The 23,284-nt window shown below is 71.8% G+C and carries 23 protein-coding genes; 12 read left to right on the forward strand and 11 right to left on the reverse strand.

What is annotated here, in order from left to right; translation table 11 throughout:
- Nucleotides 1–26: 26 nt before the first annotated feature.
- The 3 genes from ACWEN0_RS34055 to ACWEN0_RS34065 are packed head-to-tail and all read left to right on the forward strand — an operon-like array spanning nt 27 to nt 3,048.
- Nucleotides 27–434, forward strand: coding sequence for a nuclear transport factor 2 family protein (locus ACWEN0_RS34055; RefSeq protein ID WP_451983068.1), 408 nt, complete (start codon nt 27–29; stop codon nt 432–434).
- Nucleotides 435–467: 33 nt separating this feature from the next.
- Nucleotides 468–2,351 carry a Na+/H+ antiporter gene (locus ACWEN0_RS34060; RefSeq protein WP_451983071.1) on the forward strand — a complete coding sequence of 628 codons (1,884 nt, stop codon included), beginning with the start codon at nt 468–470 and terminating at the stop codon, nt 2,349–2,351.
- Between the two features lie 10 nt (nt 2,352–2,361).
- Nucleotides 2,362–3,048 (forward strand): histidine phosphatase family protein, encoded by a 687-nt coding sequence (locus ACWEN0_RS34065; RefSeq protein ID WP_451983074.1) that lies wholly within the window; start codon nt 2,362–2,364, stop codon nt 3,046–3,048.
- Here the strand turns inward: ACWEN0_RS34065 and ACWEN0_RS34070 are convergent.
- From ACWEN0_RS34070 to ACWEN0_RS34080, 3 genes are all read right to left on the reverse strand, one after another.
- Nucleotides 3,032–3,787: an ABC transporter permease gene (locus ACWEN0_RS34070; protein WP_451983077.1), complete on the reverse strand. Its 756-nt coding sequence runs from the start codon at nt 3,785–3,787 to the stop codon at nt 3,032–3,034. The two genes, ACWEN0_RS34065 and ACWEN0_RS34070, sit on opposite strands and share 17 nt — an antisense overlap.
- A gap of 7 nt (nt 3,788–3,794) precedes the next feature.
- Nucleotides 3,795–4,283 carry an MmpS family transport accessory protein gene (locus tag ACWEN0_RS34075; protein WP_451983080.1) on the reverse strand — a complete coding sequence of 163 codons (489 nt, stop codon included), beginning with the start codon at nt 4,281–4,283 and terminating at the stop codon, nt 3,795–3,797.
- 119 nt (nt 4,284–4,402) lie between these two features.
- On the reverse strand, nt 4,403–4,816 hold the full coding sequence (locus ACWEN0_RS34080; RefSeq protein ID WP_451983083.1) for an NUDIX hydrolase: 414 nt from the start codon (nt 4,814–4,816) through the stop codon (nt 4,403–4,405).
- A gap of 10 nt (nt 4,817–4,826) precedes the next feature.
- On the opposite strand from ACWEN0_RS34080, the gene ACWEN0_RS34085 reads away from it, so the two are divergent.
- From ACWEN0_RS34085 to ACWEN0_RS34100, 4 genes are all read left to right on the forward strand, one after another.
- Nucleotides 4,827–5,885 (forward strand): helix-turn-helix domain-containing protein, encoded by a 1,059-nt coding sequence (locus tag ACWEN0_RS34085; protein ID WP_451983086.1) that lies wholly within the window; start codon nt 4,827–4,829, stop codon nt 5,883–5,885.
- A 105-nt stretch (nt 5,886–5,990) separates the two neighbouring features.
- Complete coding sequence (locus tag ACWEN0_RS34090) at nt 5,991–6,968, forward strand: LacI family DNA-binding transcriptional regulator (RefSeq protein WP_451983089.1); 978 nt, start codon at nt 5,991–5,993, stop codon at nt 6,966–6,968.
- Nucleotides 6,969–7,294: 326 nt separating this feature from the next.
- Nucleotides 7,295–7,876, forward strand: coding sequence for a DNA-binding protein (locus ACWEN0_RS34095; RefSeq protein ID WP_451983091.1), 582 nt, complete (start codon nt 7,295–7,297; stop codon nt 7,874–7,876).
- Between the two features lie 52 nt (nt 7,877–7,928).
- Entirely contained in the window at nt 7,929–8,585 is a 657-nt protein-coding gene (locus ACWEN0_RS34100) for an RES family NAD+ phosphorylase (RefSeq protein WP_451983094.1), read from the forward strand.
- On the opposite strand, the gene ACWEN0_RS34105 is transcribed toward ACWEN0_RS34100, so the two are convergent.
- The 3 genes from ACWEN0_RS34105 to ACWEN0_RS34115 are packed head-to-tail and all read right to left on the reverse strand — an operon-like array spanning nt 8,578 to nt 12,093.
- On the reverse strand, nt 8,578–9,117 hold the full coding sequence (locus ACWEN0_RS34105; protein WP_451983097.1) for a GNAT family N-acetyltransferase: 540 nt from the start codon (nt 9,115–9,117) through the stop codon (nt 8,578–8,580). The genes ACWEN0_RS34100 and ACWEN0_RS34105 overlap by 8 nt on opposite strands.
- Nucleotides 9,118–9,138: 21 nt before the next feature.
- Nucleotides 9,139–11,079 (reverse strand): alpha/beta fold hydrolase, encoded by a 1,941-nt coding sequence (locus ACWEN0_RS34110; RefSeq protein ID WP_451983100.1) that lies wholly within the window; start codon nt 11,077–11,079, stop codon nt 9,139–9,141.
- Nucleotides 11,080–11,130: 51 nt separating this feature from the next.
- Nucleotides 11,131–12,093, reverse strand: coding sequence for a TerC family protein (locus ACWEN0_RS34115; protein WP_451983103.1), 963 nt, complete (start codon nt 12,091–12,093; stop codon nt 11,131–11,133).
- Between the two features lie 304 nt (nt 12,094–12,397).
- On the opposite strand from ACWEN0_RS34115, the gene ACWEN0_RS34120 reads away from it, so the two are divergent.
- The 3 genes from ACWEN0_RS34120 to ACWEN0_RS34130 are packed head-to-tail and all read left to right on the forward strand — an operon-like array spanning nt 12,398 to nt 16,942.
- The gene (locus ACWEN0_RS34120) at nt 12,398–15,262 is read left to right on the forward strand and encodes an alpha/beta fold hydrolase (RefSeq protein WP_451983106.1); all 2,865 of its coding nucleotides are present in this window, start codon (nt 12,398–12,400) and stop codon (nt 15,260–15,262) included.
- Nucleotides 15,259–16,182, forward strand: a complete 924-nt coding sequence (locus ACWEN0_RS34125) for an ABC transporter permease (protein ID WP_451983109.1) — start codon at nt 15,259–15,261, stop codon at nt 16,180–16,182. Before ACWEN0_RS34120 ends, ACWEN0_RS34125 begins: the two co-directional genes overlap by 4 nt.
- A 19-nt stretch (nt 16,183–16,201) precedes the next feature.
- Entirely contained in the window at nt 16,202–16,942 is a 741-nt protein-coding gene (locus tag ACWEN0_RS34130) for an enoyl-CoA hydratase/isomerase family protein (protein WP_451983112.1), read from the forward strand.
- Here the strand turns inward: ACWEN0_RS34130 and ACWEN0_RS34135 are convergent.
- The gene (locus ACWEN0_RS34135; protein WP_451983115.1) at nt 16,939–17,442 is read right to left on the reverse strand and encodes an SRPBCC family protein; all 504 of its coding nucleotides are present in this window, start codon (nt 17,440–17,442) and stop codon (nt 16,939–16,941) included. The two genes, ACWEN0_RS34130 and ACWEN0_RS34135, sit on opposite strands and share 4 nt — an antisense overlap.
- 237 nt (nt 17,443–17,679) lie before the next feature.
- Between ACWEN0_RS34135 and ACWEN0_RS34140 the strand changes: the two genes are divergently transcribed.
- Nucleotides 17,680–19,074, forward strand: a complete 1,395-nt coding sequence (locus tag ACWEN0_RS34140) for a S28 family serine protease (RefSeq protein WP_451983118.1) — start codon at nt 17,680–17,682, stop codon at nt 19,072–19,074.
- A 58-nt stretch (nt 19,075–19,132) separates the two neighbouring features.
- Nucleotides 19,133–19,522, forward strand: coding sequence for a VOC family protein (locus ACWEN0_RS34145; protein WP_451983121.1), 390 nt, complete (start codon nt 19,133–19,135; stop codon nt 19,520–19,522).
- A gap of 29 nt (nt 19,523–19,551) precedes the next feature.
- On the opposite strand, the gene ACWEN0_RS34150 is transcribed toward ACWEN0_RS34145, so the two are convergent.
- The 4 genes from ACWEN0_RS34150 to ACWEN0_RS34165 form a co-directional block, all read right to left on the reverse strand.
- Entirely contained in the window at nt 19,552–19,950 is a 399-nt protein-coding gene (locus tag ACWEN0_RS34150; RefSeq protein ID WP_451983124.1) for a type II toxin-antitoxin system VapC family toxin, read from the reverse strand.
- On the reverse strand, nt 19,947–20,219 hold the full coding sequence (locus tag ACWEN0_RS34155; RefSeq protein WP_451983127.1) for a type II toxin-antitoxin system VapB family antitoxin: 273 nt from the start codon (nt 20,217–20,219) through the stop codon (nt 19,947–19,949). Before ACWEN0_RS34155 ends, ACWEN0_RS34150 begins: the two co-directional genes overlap by 4 nt.
- A 244-nt stretch (nt 20,220–20,463) precedes the next feature.
- A complete protein-coding gene (uvrB, locus tag ACWEN0_RS34160) occupies nt 20,464–22,620 on the reverse strand; it encodes an excinuclease ABC subunit UvrB (RefSeq protein WP_451983130.1) in 2,157 nt (718 codons plus the stop codon).
- 46 nt (nt 22,621–22,666) lie between these two features.
- A complete protein-coding gene (locus ACWEN0_RS34165; protein ID WP_451983133.1) occupies nt 22,667–23,278 on the reverse strand; it encodes a carboxymuconolactone decarboxylase family protein in 612 nt (203 codons plus the stop codon).
- Between the last annotated feature and the right edge of the window lie 6 nt (nt 23,279–23,284).

Here is a 23,284-nt window from a genome sequence, read left to right on the forward strand (position 1 = left end):
GCGCTCCAGCGTGTTGACTGGGCACCATGAGCGCAGCCGAAAACAAGCAGCTCCTGAAGACGGCGTTCGACGGCTGGGCGGCCGGCGACATCCGGCCGCTGCTCGCCGCGATGGCCGACGACGTCACCTGGACGGTCAGCGGCCACAACAGCTGGTCGGGCAGCTTCCGCGGCAAGGACGCGGTCCGCCGCGACCTGCTCGGGCCGCTCGGCGAGCAGTTCGAGGGCACCTACACGAGCACCGCGAGCCGGTTCGTCGCCGAGGACGACGTCGTCGTGGTCGAGACGCGGGGCAGCGTCGCCACCAAGACCGGACGGCGCTACGACAACCAGTACTGCTTCGTCTTCCGGCTCGACGGCGGCCGGATCCGGGAGATCACCGAGTACATGGACACGCAGCTGGTCGCCGAAGTGCTCACCGAGCTGGCCAGGTGACACCCGCCGCGGTGGACGGGTAATGATTACCCCGTGCACATCGCGGCAGAGATAGTGGCGCTGGTCGTGACGGTCCTCGTCGTCAGCGCGGCGGCGCGGCGGCTCGACTGGTCCGCCCCGCTGTGCCTGATCGTCGTGGGCGTCGTCGCGTCCTACATCCCCGGCGTGCCGGAGTACCACCTCGACCCCGAGGTCGTGCTGCTCGGCCTGCTGCCCCCGCTGCTGTACTCGGCGGCCATCCAGACGTCCCTGGTCGACTTCCGGAAGAACCGCGGCGCGATCGGCCTGATGTCGGTCGGGCTCGTCGTGTTCACCGCCTTCGGCGTCGGGCTGGTCGCCTGGGCGGTGATCCCGGGTCTCCCGCTGGCCGGCGGCATCGCGCTCGGCGCGGTCGTCGCCCCGCCGGACGCGGTCGCGGCCAGCGTCGTCGCCCGCCGGGTCGGCATGCCCCGCAAGCTGATCCGGCTGCTCGAAGGCGAGAGCCTGTTCAACGACGCGGCTGCGCTGGTCGCGCTGCGCACGGCCATCGCCGCGCTGGCCGGCTCGGTCAGCCTGTGGCAGGTCGGGGCCGACTTCCTGCGCGCCGCGATCGGCGGCGCGGTCGTCGGGCTCGCCGTCGGGTTCGCGGCCGCGTTCATCCGCGCCCGGCTGAACGAGCCGGTGCTCGACACCGCGCTGTCGTTCGCGGTGCCGTTCATCGCCTACATCCCGACCGAGGCGATCCATGGCTCCGGCGTGCTCGCGGTGGTGATCGCCGGGCTCATCCTCGGCCACAAGGCACCGCAGATCCTCTCCGGCTCGACGCGCCTGGCGTCCCGGCTGAACTGGCAGACCATCCAGTTCCTGCTGGAGAACATGGTCTTCCTGCTGATCGGCCTGCAGCTGCGGCGGATCCTCGCCGAGGTCGGCGACAGCGGGGTGTCGCTGCCGATGCTCGTCTGGATCTGCGTGGCCGTGCTGGGCGCCACGATCGTCACCCGGATCCTGTACATGATCGGCATCGGCACGGTGAAGCGCGTCGAACGGCGTTTCCTGCCGGACAAGCCCCGGGCGAAGATCTGGCCGTGGCGCTACTCGGCCGTGATCGCCTGGGCGGGCATGCGCGGCGTGGTGACGCTCGCGGCGGCGTTCGTCCTGCCCGCCGACACCCCGCAGCGGGCCGTGCTGGTGCTCGCGGCGTTCGTCGTCGTGGCCGGCACCCTGGCCGTGCAGGGCATGACGCTGCCGCCGCTGATCCGGCGCCTGCGGCTGCCCCGGCCCGACCCGGCCGAAGACGCGCTGCAGGAGGCCGCCGTCCTGCACGACATGACCCGCGCGGCGCTGGCCAAGCTGGAGGAGATCCGGCAGCCCGACGACCCGCCGGAGATCATCCAGCGCCTGCGCGACCGGCTGCAGCACCGCTCCGACTCGGCGTGGGAGCAGCTCGGCCGGCAGAGCGCGCTGGCCGAGACGCCGAGCGACGCCTACCGCCGGCTGCGGCTGGAGCTGCTCGACGTCGAGCGCCGTCAGTTCCTGAAGGCCCGCGACAGCGGCAGCGCCGACGACGACGTCCTGCGCAAGGTCCTGGAACGGCTCGACATCGAAGAATCCATGCTGGACCGCGACGAGGCCGAGCCGGACATCGAAGGCCGCGAGCTGCGCACCCCGGCCGCGACGGCCGGGTCGTGCAAGCACCTGGCCCACGAGTGGGTCGAAAAGGACCCGAGTTCGCCGGACACCTGCGCCGCGTGCATCGCCGAAGGCACGACGTGGGTGCACCTGCGGATGTGCCTGAAGTGCGGCAACGTCGCCTGCTGCGACTCCTCGCCGCGCAAGCACGCCACCCAGCACTTCCACGAGTCGCGCCACCCGGTGATGCGCAGCTTCGAGCCGGGCGAGACGTGGCGGTGGTGTTTCGTGGACAAGCAACTCGGTTAGGGTCGGGGTTATGAGCACCCCCGAGCAGGAGATCGAATACCGCCAGCACCGGTTCAGCCCGCCGCCGGGCGCGACGGAGATCTTCCTGGTGCGGCACGGGGAATCGGCTCCGGCCCGCGGCGACAACCCCTTCACCCTGGTCGACGGCCAGGGCGACCCGGAGCTCGCGCCCGAGGGCCGCGACCACGCCCGGCGCGTCGGCGACCGGCTGGCCGGCGAGCGGATCGACGCGATCTACGTGACGACGCTGCGCCGCACGGCGGAGACCGCCGCGCCGCTGGCCGGGAAGCTCGGGATCACCCCGGTCGTCGAGCCGGACCTGCGCGAGATCCACCTGGGCGACTGGGAGAACGGCCTCTTCCGCAAGTACACGGCCGAAGGCCACCCCATCGTCGAGCGGCTGTGGACCGAACAGCGCTGGGACGTCATCCCGGGCGCGGAGTCCGACGAGCGGTTCGGCGCCCGGCTGCGCGGCGCGCTGACGCGGATCGCCGCGGCGCACCCCGACCAGCGCGTCGCCGTGTTCACCCACGGCGGCGTGATCGGCGAGGTGTTCGCGCAGGCCAGCCGCTCGGTCGAGCGGTTCGCCTTCCTCGGCGCCGACAACGGCTCGGTCTCGCACCTGGTGCTGCACGGCGACACCTGGATCATCCGGCGCTTCAACGACACCGCGCACCTGGCTACGCCGCTCGGCTGAGCTTCCCGGCCGCGACGAACTGGACCGTCACCAGGATCGAGACGGCTTCCGCGGCCAGGAGCCCGATCAGCACCAGGACCTGCGTCAACCCCGCTTGGATCGGCCCGGCGCCGCCGAGCAGAACGCCGACGTAGGCGCCCGGGAGCGTCACGAGCCCGACGGTGCGCGTCTGGTCGAGCGCCGGGATCAGCGCGTGCCCGGCCGACGGGCGGCAGATCTCGAGCGCGGCCGGCCGGGGCATGAACCCGAGGGCCAGCGCGGCCTCGTATTCGCCGTGGCGGGCCTTCAGCTCGTCGAGGGCCCGCCTCGCGGCCTGCGACGTCGCCGTCATCGCGCCGCCGATGACGATGCCGGCGATCGGCACGACCGCGATCGGCTTCGGCGGGACCACGCCGGCGCCGAGCACCAGCGCCAGCACCGGGGCGACCCCGGCGGCGATGGCCAGCGCCGTCCACGGCAGGTTGGCCCAGGTCCCGGCGCGACGCGCGGACGTCACCGCGGCGATGGCGAACATCAGCAGCACGAACAGGCCGGTGAGCGGCGTCGAGCGCAGCACGGCCGTGATCACCAGGGACACGAGGGCGAGCTGCACGACGGCCCGGACGGCGGCGATGAGCACCGCTCGTCCCGGCCCGAGCCCGCCGGCCTGGACGACGGCGGCGCCGACGATGGCGAGCAGGACCAGGACCACCACGAGGGCGGGACCGAAGGTGATCGCGGCGTTGGTCACGCCGCCCATGGTGCCGTCAAACGGCGCAGCTGAAGAGCCGGCCCGGTTCGGACACGGCCTTCTCGGCGACGACCACGCCGTCGACGAGGATCCGGCAGCGCAGTTCGCCGGGCCCGGGGTTCCGGGCGGCGATGCTGTAGAACTCGGTGCGGCCGACCGGGCCGACCCGCGTGAACTCCGTCGACCACGGCGTCGTGACCTCGGCGGTCTGGGTCAGGACCGAGCCCGCGGCGGCGAAGGTGACGTTGCGGGCACCGTGCGCGCCGAGCAGCTCGTAGACGACGGAGTGGCTGACCGTCCGGACCGCGGCCGGCGCGACCGGCGCGGCCACCGGCTCTTCCTTGACCGGCCCGCGCGAGGACCGCGGCACGACGTAGGCCGTCACCGCGAAGGCGGCGGCGAGCACGCCCAGGACGACCACGACGTTTCCGGCCGACCTGGCCCGGCCCGTGCAGTCACGGCGGGACGTGGTCGCGGCGGGCTCGGTCGCGGTGGGAACACCCATGGAGAGGTCTTCTCTCGTCGGGCGCACTTCCGTCGAGTGCGTCGTCTACATCTCGCCGTGACCTCACTGCGCGTTAGCCGTGATTCGCGAGATGTCCAACTTTCACCCAAACGGGTGGCTCAGTCGACGAGTCCCGCTTCGGCGAGCATCCGCAGGACCCGCCGGCCGGCGGGCGGGCACACGTCCGCCTCGGCCGAGGTGAGCCACGCGGCTTCGGCGATCTCGCGCGAGGGCGTCGGCACGCCGTCGTGGTCGGCGGTGTAGCAGGTCATCCGCACGAGCCGGCCGTCGGCGAACCCGTCGGCCTGTTCCTCGAGGGCGGCGAAGAAGCGGAAGCTGAGGGGGTCGAGGGTGATGTCGAGCTCCTCGCGGATCTCCCGGCAGAGGCCGCCGACGTCGCCTTCGCCCGGCTCGCGCTTGCCGCCGGGGAGGTAGAACTTGGCTTTCCCGCTGGAGCGGACGGACAGCAGCCGGCGGTCGCGGACGTGGATCCAGGCCAGTGAGTCGATGGTTTTGTCGGTGCCCGGGTGCATGATCTGGAGTATGTACGAAGAGGCGGCACCGCCCGGGCCGCTGGCGGGCGTGGCGCGCTGCGTGTGGAGGTCGGTTTCGACGGGCCCGAAGCGCATCGTCCCGGACGGCTGCCTGGACCTGGTCGCCGGCGACGGCGGCGTGTTCGTCGCGGGCCCGGACACGTCGGCGTGGTCTTCGGCGACGGCACCGCGGGCGGAGCTGCGAGGAATCCGCTTCAGGCCGGGCCGCGCGTCGGCGGTCCTCGGCGTGGCGGCGGACGAGCTGCGCGACCAGCGGGTACCGCTGGCCGAGCTGTGGGGGCGTGAAGGCGAGTTGGTGGCGGAGCGGTTGTTGTCGGGCGAACTGACGTTGGCGCAAGCGGTTGCTTCGCGGTTGGCGGAGGCCCCGGCACCCGACCCGGCGGTGGCGGCGCTGATCGCCCACCTCGACGCAGGCGCGGCCCGGGTCACGGAGGCGGCAGCACTCAGCCGATCCGGAACCGACCCGGCGTGGCCCGCGGAGGCGGCGGCACTCAGCCGACCCGACCCGATGTGGCCCGCGGAGGCGGCAGCACTCACCCGGCCCGGAACCGACCCAGCGTGGCCCGCGGAGGCGGCAGCACTCGCCCGATCCGGAACCGACCCAACCCGGACCGCGCAGGCTGCCGCGCTCGGGCGCCCCGGAACCGACCCGGCGTGGCCCGCGGAGGCGGCGGCACTCGCCCGACCCGAGACCGACCCAACCCGGACCGCGCAGGCAGCGGCACTCAGCCGACCCGGAACCGACCCAACCCGGACCGCGCAAGCAGCCCGTCCCTTCGCGGTCAGCGAGCGGCGGCTGCGGCGCCGCTTCGTGCAGGCCGTCGGGTACGGCCCGGCCACCTACCTCCGCGTCACCCGGTTCCAACGCGCCGTCGCCCTCGCTCCGCGCGTCCACGGGCTCGCCGCACTGGCCGTCGCCGCCGGGTACTCCGACCAAGCTCATCTCAGCCGGGACTGCCGGGCCCTCACCGGGCTCACCCCGCGGGCCTACTTCCGTGGATCCTCCACTGTGGACACGGCGGAGCGTGACCGGCTCCGTTCGGCGTAACCCGCGCGGACAACCGGAAGTGGGACGCCATCGCAGGAGGTAAGCGGACGGTAAACGACCACCGAGAGCGCTATTCTCCCCTCGACGGATGATCAGGGAGGGCGTGTGGCCACCATCAGCGACGTCGCCGCGAGGGCCGGCGTCTCCACGGCGACCGTGTCGCGCGCGCTCAACGGGAAGTCCACTGTGGACCCGACGCTCGCCGCGCGCGTGCAGGCCGCCGCCACCGAACTCGGGTATCACCCGAACGGCTTGGCCCGGAACCTGCGCCGGCAGGAGACCGCCGTCCTCGCGCTGATCATCTCCGACGTCGAAAACCCGTTCTTCACGGCCATCGCGCGCGGTGTCGAAGACCTCGCGCAGCGCTCCGGCTACTCGGTCGTCCTCTGCAACTCCGACGAAAACGAGGACAAGGAGCGGCGCTACATCGAAGTCGCGCTTCAGGAGCGCGTCGCCGGGGTGGTGCTCTCGCCCACCGGCCGCTCGACGAACGTCGAAGGCCTGCGGCGCCAGGGCACCCCGCTGGTGGCCGTCGACCGCCCGCTGCCGGCCGACGCGGGCGACCAGGTCCTCGTCGACACCCGGCACGCGGCCGCCGAGGCGACGCGGCACCTGCTCGCGGGCGGCTACGGCCGGGTCGGCTGCCTGACCGGGCCCGCGGGCGTCCGCACGGCCGACGACCGCCTGGCCGGCTACGCGGACGTCGTCGGCGAAGCGAACGTCCTCGCCCGGCGGGCGGAGTACCGCGCGGAAGGCGCCCGGCTGGCCGCACTGGAACTGCTGGACGAGCCGACGCCGCCGGACGCGCTGCTCGTCGCGAACAGCACGATGGCCATCGGCGTGCTGGAGGCGCTCTCGTCCCGCGGCCTGCGCTCCGGCCGGGACGTCGGCATCGTCTCGTTCGACGACGCGCCGTGGACGACGCTGATCGACCCGCCGCTCACCGTGGTCGCCCAGCCGGCGTACGAGGTCGGCCGGGTGGCGGCGCAGCTCCTGCTCGCGCGGATCACCGACAGCAGCCGCGAAGCGACGACCACGACACTCGAAGCGCGCCTGATCGAGCGGAAGAGCTCTCGCCGCTGAAGGGCGGAACGACGTGCCTGGGGGGGCCGGCTCGTGCCAGGCCCCCCAGGCACGCCCCACCCCCTGTGTCCCCCATGGCCGGCGTCACCCGCCGGATCCTGTGAGCACGGAGCGGAAATCGTTTACTCACACGGAACGTAAGATGCCGGGAGCGCACTGTCAAGCCTGGACAACGTCGTCCGATGCGGGCAGACTTACGGAAGTTGCCTACTCAACGTGTTGCGTAATGTGCGGTAAGTGTCGATCTCTGGTGAATTCCCCCACAAGTAGGGCACGAACCCGCACGAACCCGCACACGCGCGCTGTTTCGGGTTAGCCTGAATCCCATGTCGGTAGCGCTGGAGAACATCCTCGCCAAGGCGGGTCTCAAAGTCGACGCGAACGAGTTCCTGAATCTCGTCGAAGACGCGGCGCGCAGACTCTCGCCGCCGAACCCGGACCCTTCGCACTACTTCTCCGCCGACCAGCGCGCCGCGCTGACCGACGTCGGCCTCGACCTTTCGCCCCACCGCGAAGGCGAACCGGACTACCGGGCGCGCACCGTCGCCGCCCACGCCGTGCTCGCCGAGGGCGCGCTCAGCGTCAACGAAGCCGCCCGCACGCTCGGCGTCGACGACAGCCGCATCCGGCACCGCCTCAAGGAAGGCCGGCTGACCGGCTGGAAGGACGGCGGCTGGCGGCTCCCGGCGTGGCAGTTCGCCGGCTCGGGCGTGCTGCCCGGCCTGGAGGTCGTGCTCAAGGCGCTGCCCCCGGACCAGCCCGCGCTCGTCGTCGCCGCCTTCATGAGCACGCCGCAGCCCGACCTCGTCATCAACGAGCACCCCGCGACCCCGAGGCAGTGGCTCCTGTCCGGAGGTGACCCGGACCACATCGCCCGCCTCATCGCCACGCTCGGCTCGCCGTTCTAGGCTGGAGCGTCCCCGAGCAAGATCACCGACAAGGACGGACCACCCCCGACCCATGGCCCGGCTACCGCTGCCGCCCGCCCGATCCGTCCTGGTCCGGCAGCTGAACCGCGCCAACGACGTGGTGACGGTCCAGCCCGCGACCAGGCTCGTCCGGATCTTCACGGCGCACGGCAACCACCCCCAGCAGTGGAATTCGTTCCGCTACACCGGCCCGCTCCCGCACGGCCGGTTCGACCAGCAGCCGCCCGGCCGCGGCGGCGCGCCGGTCACCGACCCCGCGAACGGGGTCCTCTACTTCGGCCTCACGGTCCGCACGTCGGTGGCCGAGGTCTTCCAGACGAGCTCGACGGTCGACCGCCGCACGCGCGGCCCCCGCCTGGTCGTCGTCCGCCCGACGCGCACGCTGCGGCTGCTCGACCTGACCAGCCTGTGGCCGACGCGGGTCGGTGCGTCGCAGGAGATCTCGAGCGGCCCGAAGAAGCTCACGCAGGCCTGGGCCCGCGCGATCCGCGGCGCGTTCAGCGACCTCGACGGCCTCTGGTACCGGTCCTCGATGGACTCCGGCGACCCGGCGATCTGCCTGTGGGACCCGCCGGCGGGCGCGGCGCTGCCGATCGCGCCGGACGTGCTGCTGCCGCTGGACCACCCGGGTCTGGACGTGCCGCTGGGCCGGGTCTGCGAAGAGCTGAACTACACGCTGCTCAACTGACCGGGAAGCGCACGCCGAACCACTGCTCGGCGCCGTGGGCCTCGTACGACTCGACCTCGGTGAAGCCCAGCTTCGCCGCGAGGCGCATCGAGGCCGCGTTGGCGGTCTGGGTGGTGAGCACCACCGGCTCGCCGGGCAGCGCGTCGTCGAACCACCCGAGCACCGCCGCGCACGCATCGGCCCCGTACCCGCACCCCCACGCCTCCGGCACGACGAGGTAACCGAGCTCGACCTCGCCGACGTCGGGGCGGAAGTGGCCCGGGTGCTCCTCGTCGCGCCGGTCGAGCGTGACCATGCCGATCATCGCCCCGGCGAGTTCGGCCACGAACAGGCCGGGGCGCTGCCCGGGCACCTCGGGCACCGCGCGCTCGAGCTCGTCCCGCGGCCGCGCGCCACCGAGGTAGGTGCCCACTTCCGGCGACGCGAACAGGTCGACGAACACCGGCCGGTCCCGCGCCTGCGACGCGCGGAGCACGAGCCGCTCGGTCCGGATCGGCGCGGGTGGCCAGGCGACATCTCCGAGGTCAGCCATGGGCCGCAACCTGGTGCACGCTCACAGGTGCCGCGACCACCACTCCAGGATCGCTTCGAAGCGCTGCACCCGGTGCCGCGGCCGGCCGGAGCGGGTCAGTTCGTGCCCCTCTCCGGGGAACAGCAGCATCTCCGCCGGCGCGCCCGCCCGCCGCAGCGCGACGAACATCCGCTGCGCCTGCTCCAGCGGGCACCGCCAGTCCTGCTCCGAATGCACCACCGCGAACGGGATCTTGATCCGCTCGGCGTGGTACAGCGGTGACTTCTCGCGCTGCACCTCCGGCGAAGAGCCGATGTAGGCGTCCACGAAGAAGTAGCCGATGTCCGAGCTGCCGACCATCGAGTCCCACGCGTTGACCGCGCGCTCGCTCCACGCCGCCTTGAAGCGCTCGCCGTGGTGCGCGGCCAGCCAGCTCGTCATGAAGCCGCCGTACGAGCCGCCCATGATGCCGACCCGGGAAGCGTCCAGGTCCGGCCGTTCGAGGGCCTTGTCCAGCAGCGCCAGGACGTCGTCGACGTCGACCGTGCCGAAGCCGTGCGTGATCGCGTGGCCGTGCGTCTGCCCGTAGCCCGCCGACCCGCGCGGGTTGCCGAGCACCACCGCGTAGCCCGCGGCCGCGTACACCTGGGCCTCGTCGAACACCGCCCAGTCCTGCTGGGTGAACGGGCCGCCGTGCACCACGCGCAGCACCGGGTGCGGGCCGTCGCCCTCGGGCAGCACCAGCCAGCCGTGCACCGGGTAGCCGTCCGGAGCGGTGGTGTCCAGCTCGATCATCGGCCGGAGGCCCTTGTCCCGCAACGGCTTCGAGTAGTCGGTCAGCACCTTCGGACCGGCGCTGAGCAGCACGACGTCACCCGCCGACGACGGCGTCGCGATCACGGCCGCCAGCACCGGGCCTTCGAGGGTGAACGACCGGAGCACCGCCTGGTCCGCGTAGACCACCGGCAGGTCGGTCAGCGGGGCGTCCACGGCATCGGCCGGGACCGCGCGCAGTTCCACCGCGCCCCGGTTGCGGACGGCTACGAGCACGTCGTCCCCGCGCGGTGCCGGCGGACCCGCCGAAGCCTCGCAGTCGACCGTCTCGATGTCGGTCAGCCGGCGGGCTTTCACCGGGCCGGCGCCGAACTCCGGGGTCGCGGCGTACAGCCCGGTCATCGCGGCTTCGTGGTGCTTCTCGAAGGACTGCCCGTAGTAGAACAGCGTGCCGTCGGCGCCGAACACCGGACGCTCGGCGAACCCCTCGCCCCGCACGAGGACCTCGGGCTCGCCGCCTTCGGCCGGGATCGCGCAGATGTCGCGGTAGTCGCTCTCGGCCGCACCCCAGTCCGGCGGCGCGGTGAAGACCACCCGGGTGCCGTCCGGCGTCCACACCGGGCCGGTGGCGTCGAAGCCGTCACCGGTCAGCGGCTCGGGCTCCGGTGCGTCCTCGGCCAGCGCGTCGACGACGAACAGCCGCTGCATCCGGTCGCGCAGGAAGCCGACGTCGTCGATGCGGTAGTCCATGCGCGTGATCCGGCGCGGCGCCTCGGCGGGCGGCTCCGGCGTCTCGTCGTCGGCGTCGGCCGTGCCGTAGCGGCCGGCTTCGGGCACGCGTGCGGTGAAGGCGATCCGCCGCGAGTCCGGCGCCCACACCGGCTCGCCGACGCCGAGGTGCAGGGAAGTCAGCCGCCGCGCCTCACCCCCGTCGGCCGGCATGACGTGCAGTTGCGGCCTGCCGTCCGCGCCCTGGCCCGCCCCCGCGCGGAGGAACGCCACCCAGCGCCCGTCCGGCGAGATCGCGGGCGCCGAGTCGCGCGGACCGTGCGTCCACGCGCTCTCGCCGCCGTCGAGCGACACGCGCCGCAGCGAGCTGTCCGCCGCGTTCGTCTTCAGATCGGGCTTCGTCAGCGCGGTGAGCAGCAGGTTCCCGCGCAGGGCGGGCCGGCCGGGGACGGCGAGGGCTTCGATGTCGACAGGGCGCACGCCTCGACCGTACCCGAAATCCTTAGCCGTGCGAACGACTTTGGTCGGGACTTAGGCGGCGACCTGCTTGCGCTCGTCCCGCCGCGCCTTCGCCAGGCTGGCCACCGTGGTGATCGTCAGCACGACGATGATGACGCCGAGGGAGATCCAGTTGTTGATGTCCAGCCAGTCCGGCACCACGTGGTACTCGTGCAGCGCGTGCAGGAACAGCTTCGCGCCGATGAAGGCCAGGATCACCGCGAGGCCGTAGCTCAGGTAGACCAGCTTCGTCACCAGGCCGCCGAGCAGGAAGTACAGCTGCCGCAGGCCCATCAGCGCGAACGCGTTGGCCGTGAAGACGAGGAACGCCTCCTGCGTGATGCCGAAGATCGCCGGGATCGAGTCGACCGCGAAGAGCAGGTCCGCCGAGCCGATGGCCACGATCACCAGCAGCATCGGCGTGATCATCCGCTTGCCGTTCAGCTTCACCGTGTAGTGGTGGCCGTGGTAGTCGTCGGTCACCGGGGCGATCTTGCGGACCTGCCGGGTGACGGCGTTCTCGTGGTACTCCTCTTCCTCACCCTTGCCGCGCAGCATGCTGATCGCGGTCCAGATCAGCACCGCGCCGAAGAGGAAGAAGACCCAGACGAACTGCTCGATGAGCGCGGCGCCGACGGCGATGAAGACGCTCCGCATGCCGAGCGCGAGCAGGATGCCGACCAGCAGCACGCGGTGCTGGTGGATGGCGGGCACCTTGAACGACGCCATGATGATCATGAAGATGAACAGGTTGTCGACGCTCAGCGAGTACTCGGTGATGTAGCCGGTGAAGAACTCGACGCCCGGGTCGTGCCCGGCGAAGATCCACACGCCGGCCCCGAAGAGCACCGCGCACGACACGTAGAAGATCACCCAGCGAGCGGCTTCCCCCGTGGTCACTTCATGCGGCTTGCGGTCGACGATGACCAGGTCGAGCGCGATCAACGCGAGCAGGCCACCGATCGTGGCGATCCACAGCCACAGGGGGACAGTCATGGAACCGAAACCTCCGGATAGTGCGCATGAGCAACTAACCGGAGGTCTCTCCCGCCGGTGAAAACACCGGCCGACGGTGCCGGGGGCGCAGGGCCACCGTGCTGACGACACCGCCGCGAAGGAATACTCCCCTCACAGCGCGTCCAGTTTGCCGGTTCCCCCCACCCGAGCGCCAGCCGGGATCGCGCACGTCACCGGGTTGGTCCTGTAATTTCGGTCACTTCGGTCCACCAGGTGGTCCCGAGCGTGTGATCGCTGTGAGGTCCGGGCGACACTCTCAGCAAAGCTCAAATAGGTTCGTCTGGTGCCCCGACTCCCGCTCCCGCGCACCCGCGGAGCCCGCCTCACCGCGCTCGCCGCCGTCGTCGTGGTCCTGGCCGCCGGCGCGGTCTTCTGGATCACGCGTCCCGCGGCGCCCGCCCCGGTGCCCGCGCAGGACGCGCTGATCGACATGCCCGCCGCCCCCGGCTCGGCGGAGCAGGTCAAGATCGACACGACGACCTACCTCCCGGCCACCGTGCCCGCGCCCGCGGTGCTGCTCGCGCACGGCTTCGGCGGGGACAAGACCAGCGTCGCCGACGACGCCCGTGAGCTCGCGCGGAAGGGCTTCGTCGTCATGACGTGGTCGGCCCGCGGGTTCGGCAAGAGCACCGGCAAGATCGGGCTCAACGACCCGGACGGCGAGGTCGCCGACGCGAGCCGCCTGATCGACCGGCTCGTCGCGCAGCACCAGGTGACGCTCGACGCGAAGGGCGACCCGAAGGTCGCCGTCACCGGCGCCTCCTACGGCGGTGCCCTGGCGCTGCTGCTGGCCGGCACGGACAAGCGCGTCGACGCGGTCGCCCCGGTGATCACCTACAACGACCTCGCGCAGGGCCTGGTCCCGAACGCGGCCTCGCCCGCGCTCAAGGCGTCCGGCACACCGGCCGCCGGCGCGTTCGCCACCGACGGCGTCTTCAAGAAGAGCTGGGCGGGCATCTTCTTCTCCGCGGGTTCGGGCGCGGCCGCGAGCGGGGCGCCGTCGGCCGAGGCCCCCGAAGCCGGTCAGGAGACCGACGCCGGCTCGACGGGCGCCGCCGGGGGCGCGGCGGCCGCCGTCCCCGCGGTGCCGCAGGGTGCGGGCGGCGGACCCCGGAGCGGCCCGGCCGACCCGTGCGGCCGGTTCACCGCCGCGGTCTGCCGCGCCTACACCGAGCTCGGCACCACCGGGGCGGCGAGCCAGGCGAGCGTCGACCTGCTGCGCCGCGTCTCCCCCGCGTCGGTGACGGGCAAGATCACCGTGCCGACCCTGCTGGTGCAGGGCGAGAGCGACACGCTGTTCGGCCTCGACCAGTCCGACGCGACCGCGCGCCAGATCACCGCGGCGGGCGGCAAGGTCAGGACGATCTGGTACACCGGCGGCCACGACGGCGGCAAGCCCGGACCGCAGCTGCGGGCCAAGATCGGCGACTTCCTGTGGACCGCGGTGAACGGTGGCGACCCGGGCACCGGGTTCAGCTACGACGTCCAGGGCACGTTGCGCGCCAACGGAACCCCGTCGGTCCGCACGGTCACCGCGGCCGCCTACCCCGGGCTGGCCGGGCCCGCCACCGAGCGGCGGCTGCTGCCGATGTCCGGGCCCGCGCAGTCGGTCGTGCGCCCGGCCGGGGCCAACCCCTCGGCGGTGAGCGGCATCCCGGGCCTCAACGGCGTCGCGAGCAGTTCGTCACGGCTCGGCGCGCTGTTCAGCAACGACCCGCCGGGCCAGGCCGCGCAGTTCACGACCGCGCCGGTGGACGGGCAGATCGTCGTGAGCGGCTCCTCCACCGTGCGGCTGCAGGTCGCCGCGGACCCCGCGCACCCGCAGCCGGACGCGGTGCTGTTCGCGAAGCTCTACGACATCGGGCAGGACGGCTCGCGCGTGCTGCCGGCCAACGCGATCGCGCCGTTCCGGGTCAGCGGGCTGCCCGCCAACGGCAACCCGGTCGAGGTCACCGTGACGCTGCCCGGCATCGTCCGGCCGATCGAGGGCGGCCACTCGCTGCGGCTGGTCGTCGGCACCACGGACCAGTCGTTCGCGACGCCGGGCGCGCCCGCGGTGTTCCGGGTCGCGCTCGCCGGCGGCACCGCGCTGGGCGTGCCGATCGTGCCCGGGACGTCGGTCGGCTCGCCGGCCCCGGTCGGGCAGCTGGTCGGTATCGGTGTGACGCTGGCGATCGGCGTCGCGGCGGTGCTCTTCGCGGCCCTGCGCCGCCGCCGGGCCACCGACGTCGACCCGGAACTGGCCACCACGCCGCTGGTCATCGAGGGGCTGCGCAAGCAGTACGCGGGCGGGTTCGTCGCGGTGAAGGACCTGTCCTTCCGCGTCGAGCCGGGCCAGGTGCTCGGCCTGCTCGGGCCGAACGGCGCGGGCAAGACGACCACGCTGCGGATGCTGATGGGCCTGATCACGCCGACCGAGGGCAGCATCCGCGTGTTCGGCCACAAGATCACCCCCGGCGCGCCGGTGCTGTCGCGGATCGGCTCGTTCGTCGAGGGTTCGGGCTTCCTGCCGCACCTGTCCGGCCGGGCGAACCTCGAGCTGTACTGGGCTTCGACCGGGCGCCCGGCGGACAAGGCGCACTTCGCGGAGGCGTTGGAGATCGCCGGGCTCGGCACCGCCGTCGACCGCCGGGTGCGGACCTACAGCCAGGGCATGCGGCAGCGGCTGGCGATCGCCCAGGCGATGCTCGGCCTGCCGGAGCTGATGGTGCTCGACGAACCGACCAACGGGCTCGACCCGCCCCAGATCCACCAGATGCGCGAGGTGCTGAAGCGGTACGCCGCGACCGGCCGCACCGTGGTGGTGTCGAGCCACCTGCTGGCCGAGGTCGAGCAGACCTGCACGCACGTCGTGGTCATGCACCGCGGCTCGCTGGTCGCCTCGGGCGAGGTCGGCGAGCTGGCCGCGGCGGGCGGCGAGGCGACGTTCCGGGTCGATGATCCGGCGGCGGCCGCGGCGGCGCTGAAGGCGCTCAGCGGCGTCACCGACGTCGAAGTCGAAGGCGACTTCGTGCACGCGAACCTCGGCGAGCTGCCGAGGGCCGAAGGCGTGGCCGCGCTGGTGCGCGCCGGCGTCGCGGTGGAGCAGGCCGGGCCGAGGCGCCGGCTGGAAGACGCGTTCCTGCAACTGGTCGGAGATGAGTCATGAGCGAGGGTGTGCACACCGATCCGCACGCGCTCGACGAGCTGAGCGACGTCGCGTCGCACGAGCACGCCGGGGTCGGGCCGGACGGCGCCGTCGAGGGTTACTCGGCGCGCCGGACGCTGCGGCTCGGCGTCGAGCTGCGGCGCCAGCTCAAGCGGCGGCGCACGCAGTTCCTGCTGGGGTTCGTCGCGATCCTGCCGTTCATCCTGGTGATCGCGTTCGAGCTGGGGCAGTCGAACCCGAACCGGCGCAGCGGCGGGTTCGTCGACCTGGCGACGGCGTCCGCGCCGAACTTCGTCGTGCTGGCGCTGTTCGTGTCGGGGACGTTCCTGCTGCCGATGATCGTGGCGCTGTTCTTCGGCGACACGATCGCGAGCGAGGCGTCGTGGTCGAGCCTGAAGTACCTGCTGGCCGTCCCGGTGCCCCGGCACCGGGTGCTGCGGCAGAAGGCGATCGTGTCCGGGCTGCTGTCGGCGTTCGCGCTCGTCCTGCTGCCGGTGATGTCCCTGGTCGTCGGGCTGATCTGGTACGGCGCGGGCGACGCGATCAGCCCGACCGGCGACGCGGTTTCCTTCGGCGACAGCATGCTGGCCATCGCACTGTCCACTGTGTACATCATCCTGCAGCTGGCCTGGGTGGCCGGGCTGGCCCTGGCGCTGAGCGTGTCGACGGACGCCCCGCTCGGCGCGGTCGGCGGCGCGGTCCTGGTGGCGATCCTGTCGCAGATCCTGGACCAGATCACGGCGCTGGAGGGCCTGCGCAACTACCTGCCGACGCACTACGCGTTCTCGTGGATGGACCTGATCTCCACGGACGTCGACTGGACCAACCTCGCGAGCGGCCTGCTCTCGGCGGTCATCTACGGAACGGTGTTCTTCCTGTACGCCGGGCGGCGGTTCGCCCGCAAGGACATCACGAGCTGAACCCGGTACGGTCGGGCAGGTGCCGATCACGCTGGAGAGCCACCACGACGTCGCCGTGCTGCGGATCGACCACGGCGGCGGGAACACCCTCGACAGCGACTCCTGCCGCGAGCTCGTGCTGCGGCTGGAGGAGGCTTCGCAGGCCCGCGCCGTGGTGCTCACGGGCACCGGGCGCGTCTTCTCCGCCGGCGTCGACCTCAAGCGGATCCACGACGGCGGCGCGGCCTACGTGTCGGAGTTCCTGCCGCTGCTGTCCGACGCGCTGCTGGCCGTGTTCGGCTTCGCGCGTCCGGTGGTCGCGGCGCTGAACGGGCACGCCATCGCCGGCGGCGCGGTGCTCGCCGCCGCGTGCGACCACCGCGTGCTCGGGGCCGGGACGATCGGCGTGACCGAGCTGCTGGTCGGGGTGCCGTTCCCGCTGTCGGCCCTGGAGATCCTGCGCTGCGCGTACGGGACGACGCCGTTGCCGTCGCTCACCTACTCGGGCGAGGTTTACGGCGGCGAGGACGCGCTCGCCCGCGGCCTGGTCGACGAGCTGGCCGCCCCGGGGGACGTCCTCGAGCGGGCGCTGGCCGTCGCGACCCGGCTCGGCGAGCTGCCGGCCGAGGCCTTCGCGCACACGAAGGCCCAGATCCGGCAGCCCTTCCACGAGCGGATCGCCGAGCACCGCCACACCGACGACCCCGAGGTGGAGCGGCTGTGGCGCGCACCCGCGGCCCTCGCCGCGGTGAAGTCCTATGTGGACAAGGTGCTCGGCTAGACGGCGTGCACGCCACTTTCGGCGAGGGCCTTGATGCCTTCGACCGTCTTCTGCATGTTGTTCTGCAGCTCCCCCAGCCGCATCGCGACGATTTCGTCCTCGTGCTCGGGCATCGAGCCGATGATCGTCGTCAGGTTGGACGGCCCGGGGCCGATCTGCGCCCACTGGCGCAGGATCGTGCCGTCACCGTCCGGGACCAGCTCGAAGCGCCAGGACGCGGCCGGGTTCGTCACGTCCATCACGGCCCACGCGAACAGCCGCCCGGGCTCGTAGCCGGTCACGGTCGAAACCGTCTCCCACTCCCCGGCGACCGGGTGGGAGTTGCGGCCGCGGAACTGCGCGCCCAGGCCGGGCTCGGTGCCCTCGACCCAGCCGCCGCCCTGGAACTCGTTCGAGAACCGGGCCGGCAGGTCGACGTCCAGCAGCCAGGACCAGACATCGGCCGGCCGCGCGGCGATACGGACTTCGACCTGCGTCGTAGGGCAGTCGGAAACCTTCATGGCGGACCCCTCGCTCGATGCCGGTGCCTACGGCTTCGGACCGTAACGTGGCGCCGATCACGCGGACAACTCGCACGGTGCCCGCCGCTGCGCACGGGAGAGGACGCGCGCACCCGACGAAAGTCGGGTCCTGACCGATTGTGCGCCCGGACAGCCGATTGCCGACCATCGCCGATTCTGTGAGGGTCCCACAGTGGGCTCCCGACAGTGGGCTTCGGAGCCGGGGAGGGTGCTTCCATGCGCAGACCGTTCATCGCCGTCGTCGCGGCCTTGCTGGCCCTGGCGGGGCTGGCGCCCGCCGCGAGCGCGGAGACCGACATCAGGGCGGCGCTGGCGAAGATCCCCGGGCTGACGATCGTCAAGGAGGACCCGGCGCCGGCCGGGTTCCGGTTCTTCGAGCTGACGTTCACCCAGCCCGCCGACCACCGCGACCCCCGCGCGGGCACGTTCCAGCAGCGGTTCACCCTGCTGCACCGCGACTTCTCCGCCCCGACGGTCGCCTTCACCAGCGGCTACAACGTCAGCACCGCGCCCAACCGGTCGGAGCCGACGCAGATCGTCGACGGCAACCAGCTTTCCATGGAGTACCGGTACTTCACGCCGTCACGGCCGGAGCCGGAGAACTGGGCGAAGCAGCTGACGATCTGGCAGGCGGCCGCGGACGAGCACCGCGCGGTGCAGGCGTTCAAGGCGATCTACCCGGGCAAGTGGCTGGCCACTGGCGGCAGCAAGGGCGGCATGACCGCGACGTACTTCCGGCGCTTCTTCCCCGACGACGTCGACGCGACGATCCCGTACGTCGCGCCCAACGACGTCATCGACCCGGTCGACGTCTACAACCGGTTCCTGTCGCGCGTCGGCAACGACCCGGCGTGCCGCGACAACCTGAAGGCGATCCAGCGCGACGCGTTGAAACGCCGTGACGAGCTGGGCGCGATCGCCGCGGCCGACGCGGCTCGCCGGGGCCTGACGTTCTCGATCGTCGGCTCGGCCGACAAGTCCCTCGAGATCTCGGTGATCGACTCGTACTTCGCGTTCTGGCAGTACCAGAAGCAGGCGGACTGCGCGACGGTCCCCGCGCCCGGAGCGCCCGCGGCGGAGGTCTACGCCTGGTACGAGAAGGTGGAGAGCCTCAACACCTACTCCGACCAGGACCTCGCGCCGTTCATCCCGTACTACTACCAGGCGGCGGCCCAGTTGGGCTCGCCCGAGGCGTACGACAGCTACCTCCGCGACCTGCTCCGCTACCCGGGTGCCGACCAGCCGAAGACGTTCGTGCCGGCGTCGATCCGGATCCCGCGCTTCGACTACCTGGCGATGCCCGACATCGACTTCTGGGTGAAGTCCCGCGGCACCCGGCTGCTGTTCGTGTACGGCTCGAACGACCCGTGGGGCGCGGAGCCGTTCGAGCTCGGCTTCGGCAGCCGGGATTCCTACCGGTACTACGTGCCGGGCGGCAACCACGGCTCGAAGATCGCCCAGCTGCCGGCGGCCGACGCCGCCGCGGCGACGGCGACGGTCCGCCGCTGGGCCGGGCTGCCGGCGACGTCCGCTCTGACGGCTCGCACCGCGCCCGCGGGCTTCCCGGACTTCGACGCCGACCTCACGCTTTCGGGGCGTCCGCCGCTGTGAGTTTCCGCGGGCCGGGCGTAGTCTCACGGCACCTGACGGCCCGGCCTGAGGAGTCGTGATGCCTCGTCCCGTCCACTTCGAGATCCACGCGGGCGACCCCGACCGCGCGGTGGCGTTCTACACGGCGGTGTTCGGCTGGAAGTTCGAGCGCTGGGGCGAGGTGCCGTACTGGGTGATCTCGACAGGCGAAGGCGACGGCATCGACGGCGGCCTGGTCCCCCGCATCGGCCCGGAACCCGAGGATTCGGCCCCGATCCACGGCTACGTCAACACGATCGACGTCGCGGACCTGGACGCGTCCCTGGCCGCGGTGACGGACGCGGGTGGTTCCCTGGCGCTGCCGAAGAACCCGGTGCCGGGGGTCGGCTGGCTGGCGTACTGCAAGGACACCGAGGGCAACATCTTCGGCATGCTGCAGCCGGATTCGGAAGCACCGGCGCCGAGCTGAGGCCGTCTCGCCTTCCCAGGCGTCGACGCTCACGACTTCAGTTCGACGAGTTCGAGGTCGGTCTGCGCGAAGTCGTCCCCGATGCACAGCAACGGTTCCCCGGCGACGAAGGTCGTGGCGTAGGTAAGGCAGTCACCGAAGTTCAGGCCGGCCGGATGCCTGCCCTTGCCGTATCGCATGAAGGCCACCTGCGCCGAACGCCAGTGCGGGTCGCCGAAGGAGATCACCTCGAACCGCCGTTGCTGCAGGAAGTCCGCGAGCAGGGCCTTGCCCCGCGGACCTTCCTTGTGCACGAGGACGAGGGTGGTCTCGACGAGCGTCGGCGCCCCGACCCGGCAGACCTCGGCGGAGCCGATGGCTTCGCCGAGCCGCGGCGCCATGGGCTCGCCCATGATCGTCGCGATGATCGCGGAGCTGTCGATGATCACACGCCACCGGGCCCGTAGCCGAGGATCTCTTCGCGCTCGGCCTTGCTGATCGGCACGCCACGGTTCTCCACGGAGATCTGGGGCCAGATCTCCTCCTCGAGAAAACGGACGAAGGCGGCGCCGTCCCTGGCCGCGCTCTGCTGCTTGCGAAGCTGGTCACGGCGCAGGCGCAGCGCCTCACGGACGGCACCGGTCTTGGTGTCGCCCGTCAGCTCGGCGATCTCGGCGGCCAAGCGCTCGGTCTCCGGGTCCTTGATGTTCATCGCCATGGTGTAATTCTACCTTCGATGGTGTAACTCGACCACAGTCCCCGATCCGGACCAGGGCAGGCCGCGTCCGGCCGCGGCCGCCCACGCAGCGGCGACCCGCGCTCAGAGCCCCACCACTGAGGCCTGCGGCGAACCCCATCCGTGCCGGTACGAGCAAGTGCCCCACCGCCCGTGATCGGGCGCCCCGAGCCGAGCGAGTACCCGCAGACCACGGCAGACGCCCCTGGCCAGCCCGGCTCGGGCCTTACTTGATGCCTGCCGCGTCCATGCCCCTCAGCTCCTTCTTCAGGTCCGAGATCTCGTCGCGGAGGCGGGCGGCCAGCTCGAACTGGAGGTCGCGGGCTGCCTGCATCATCTGGTCCGTCATCTGCTGGATCAGGTCTGCCAGCTGGGCTCGTGGCATGGCCGAGACGTCCTTGTCCACCAGCATGCCCGAGCTGCGGACCCGGTCGCCCTGCTCCGGCTTCTTGCCGCGCGAGGAGTTGCGGCCCGAGCCGCCCACCGAGACCTGCTCCGAGTCTTCCGCTTCGCTGTAGACGCGGTCGAGGATGTCCGCGATCTTCTTCCGCAGCGGCTGGGGGTCGACGCCACGCTCTTCGTTGTAGGCCACCTGCTTCGCGCGGCGGCGGTCCGTCTCCTCGATCGCGTGCTGCATCGAGTCGGTGATCTTGTCCGCGTACATGTGGACTTCGCCCGAGACGTTTCGCGCCGCGCGGCCGATCGTCTGGATCAGCGAGGTGCCGCTGCGGAGGAAGCCTTCCTTGTCCGCGTCGAGGATCGCCACCAGCGACACCTCCGGCAGGTCGAGGCCCTCCCGCAGCAGGTTGATGCCGACCAGCACGTCGAAGTCGCCCGCCCGCAGCTGGCGCAGCAGCTCCACCCGGCGCAGGGTGTCGACCTCCGAGTGCAGGTAGCGCACCCGGATGCCCAGCTCCAGCAGGTAGTCGGTGAGGTCCTCGGCCATCTTCTTGGTCAGCGTCGTGACCAGCACGCGCTCGTCCTTGTCCGCGCGCTCGCGGATCTCGTGGACCAGGTCGTCGATCTGGCCTTCGGTCGGCTTCACGACCACCTTCGGGTCGACCAGGCCCGTCGGCCGGATGACCTGCTCGACGAACTCGCCGCCGGCCTGGCCCATCTCGTACGGGCCCGGCGTCGCCGACAGGTACACCGTCTGGCCGATCCGGTCGGAGAACTCCTCCCAGGTCAGCGGCCGGTTGTCGACCGCACTCGGGAGGCGGAAGCCGTACTCGACCAGGTTCCGCTTCCGGGACATGTCGCCTTCGTACATGCCGCCGATCTGCGGGACCGTCTGGTGCGACTCGTCGATCACGAGCAGGAAGTCGTCCGGGAAGTAGTCGATCAGGGTCGCCGGCGCCGAGCCGGGGCCGCGGCCGTCGATGTGGCGCGAGTAGTTCTCGATGCCGGAGCAGAACCCGACCTGCCGCATCATCTCGATGTCGTAGGCCGTGCGCATGCGCAGCCGCTGCGCCTCCAGGAGCTTGCCCTGCTTCTCCAGCTCCGCCAGGCGTTCCTCGAGCTCCTGCTCGATGCCCTGGATGGCCTTCTCCATCCGCTCCGGGCCGGCGACGTAGTGCGTCGCCGGGAAGATCCGGACCTCGTCGACCTCCTTGACGATGTCCCCGGTCAGCGGGTGCAGGTAGTAGAGCTTCTCGACCTCGTCGCCGAAGAACTCGACGCGGATCGCCAGCTCCTCGTACGCCGGGATGATCTCGACCGTGTCGCCGCGCGCGCGGAACGTGCCGCGCGCGAACGCGATGTCGTTGCGGGTGTACTGGACGTCGACCAGCGCGCGCAGGAACACGTCCCGGTCGAGCTGCATGCCGACCGCGAGCTTGGAGGACCGGTCGAGGTAGGACTGCGGCGTGCCCAGGCCGTAGATGCAGGACACACTCGCGACCACGATGACGTCACGCCGCGACAGCAGGTTCATCGTCGCCGAGTGCCGCAGCCGCTCGACGTCGTCGTTGATCGACGAGTCCTTCTCGATGTAGGTGTCCGTCTGCGCGATGTACGCCTCGGGCTGGTAGTAGTCGTAGTAGCTGACGAAGTACTCGACCGCGTTGTTCGGGAAGAGCTCGCGGAGCTCGTTCGCCAGCTGCGCGGCCAGGGTCTTGTTCGGCGCCATCACCAGCGTCGGCCGCTGGACGCGCTCGATCAGCCACGCCGTCGTCGCCGACTTGCCGGTGCCGGTGGCGCCCAGGAGCACGATGTCCTTCTCGCCCGCCTTGACCCGGCGTTCGAGCTCGTCGATGGCCGCCGGCTGGTCACCGGCGGGCTGGTACTCACTGACCACCTCGAACCGGCCGCCGGTCCGCGGGATCTCCGAGACGGGCCGGAAGTCGGACTGGGCGAGCACGGGGTGTTCGGTTGCGAAAGCCACGAGAACCAGAGTAGGCCCCACCACCGACAATTTCCGTCGGCCCTGGTCAGCGGGGGTGGAACACGGTGACGGAGGCGACTTCGGCGCCGTCCACGACGCAGTGCAGGACGGCCCCCGGCACCGGGCCGTCCCCGAAGCACGAGACCAGCACCCGGTCGGGTCCGGTCGCCTGGACCTCGGTGCGCGGGAACTCCCGGAGCACCTCGGCGACCTCGGCCGACGGCGCCTCGAGGTGGGCGAGCACGACCTCACGCGGCGACGGCGGCGGCGGGATCGGCAGCGCATGGCCCTCGAAGAGGCGGTTGAGCTGGTCAGCGGCCGAAACTGCCCGCGGGAACCCCGCGAACGCCGCCGTCTGGACGACGACTTCGCAGACCTCGGCCGGCGCCAGCCCGGAGGCCAGGCCGGTGCGGAGGTGGACGCTCAGCGGCGGCCCGACCATCCCGGCCGCGACGATCGCCGCCAGGGTGGCCGCCTCGCGCGTCCGGGCGTCGAGGGCCGGGCGTTCGTGCAGGTGCCCGTAGACCGTGCCGACCGCCAGCTCGCCCAGCGCCGGAACGGTCGCGAACAACGCGTCCAGCCGGCGCTCGCCGCCCTCGACCAGTGCCGCGAAGTTCTCGCGGCCGCGCTCGTGCAGATCGGCCATCGGCTCGGTCACCGGGAT

It is taken from the genome of Amycolatopsis sp. NPDC004378 (assembly GCF_053602455.1).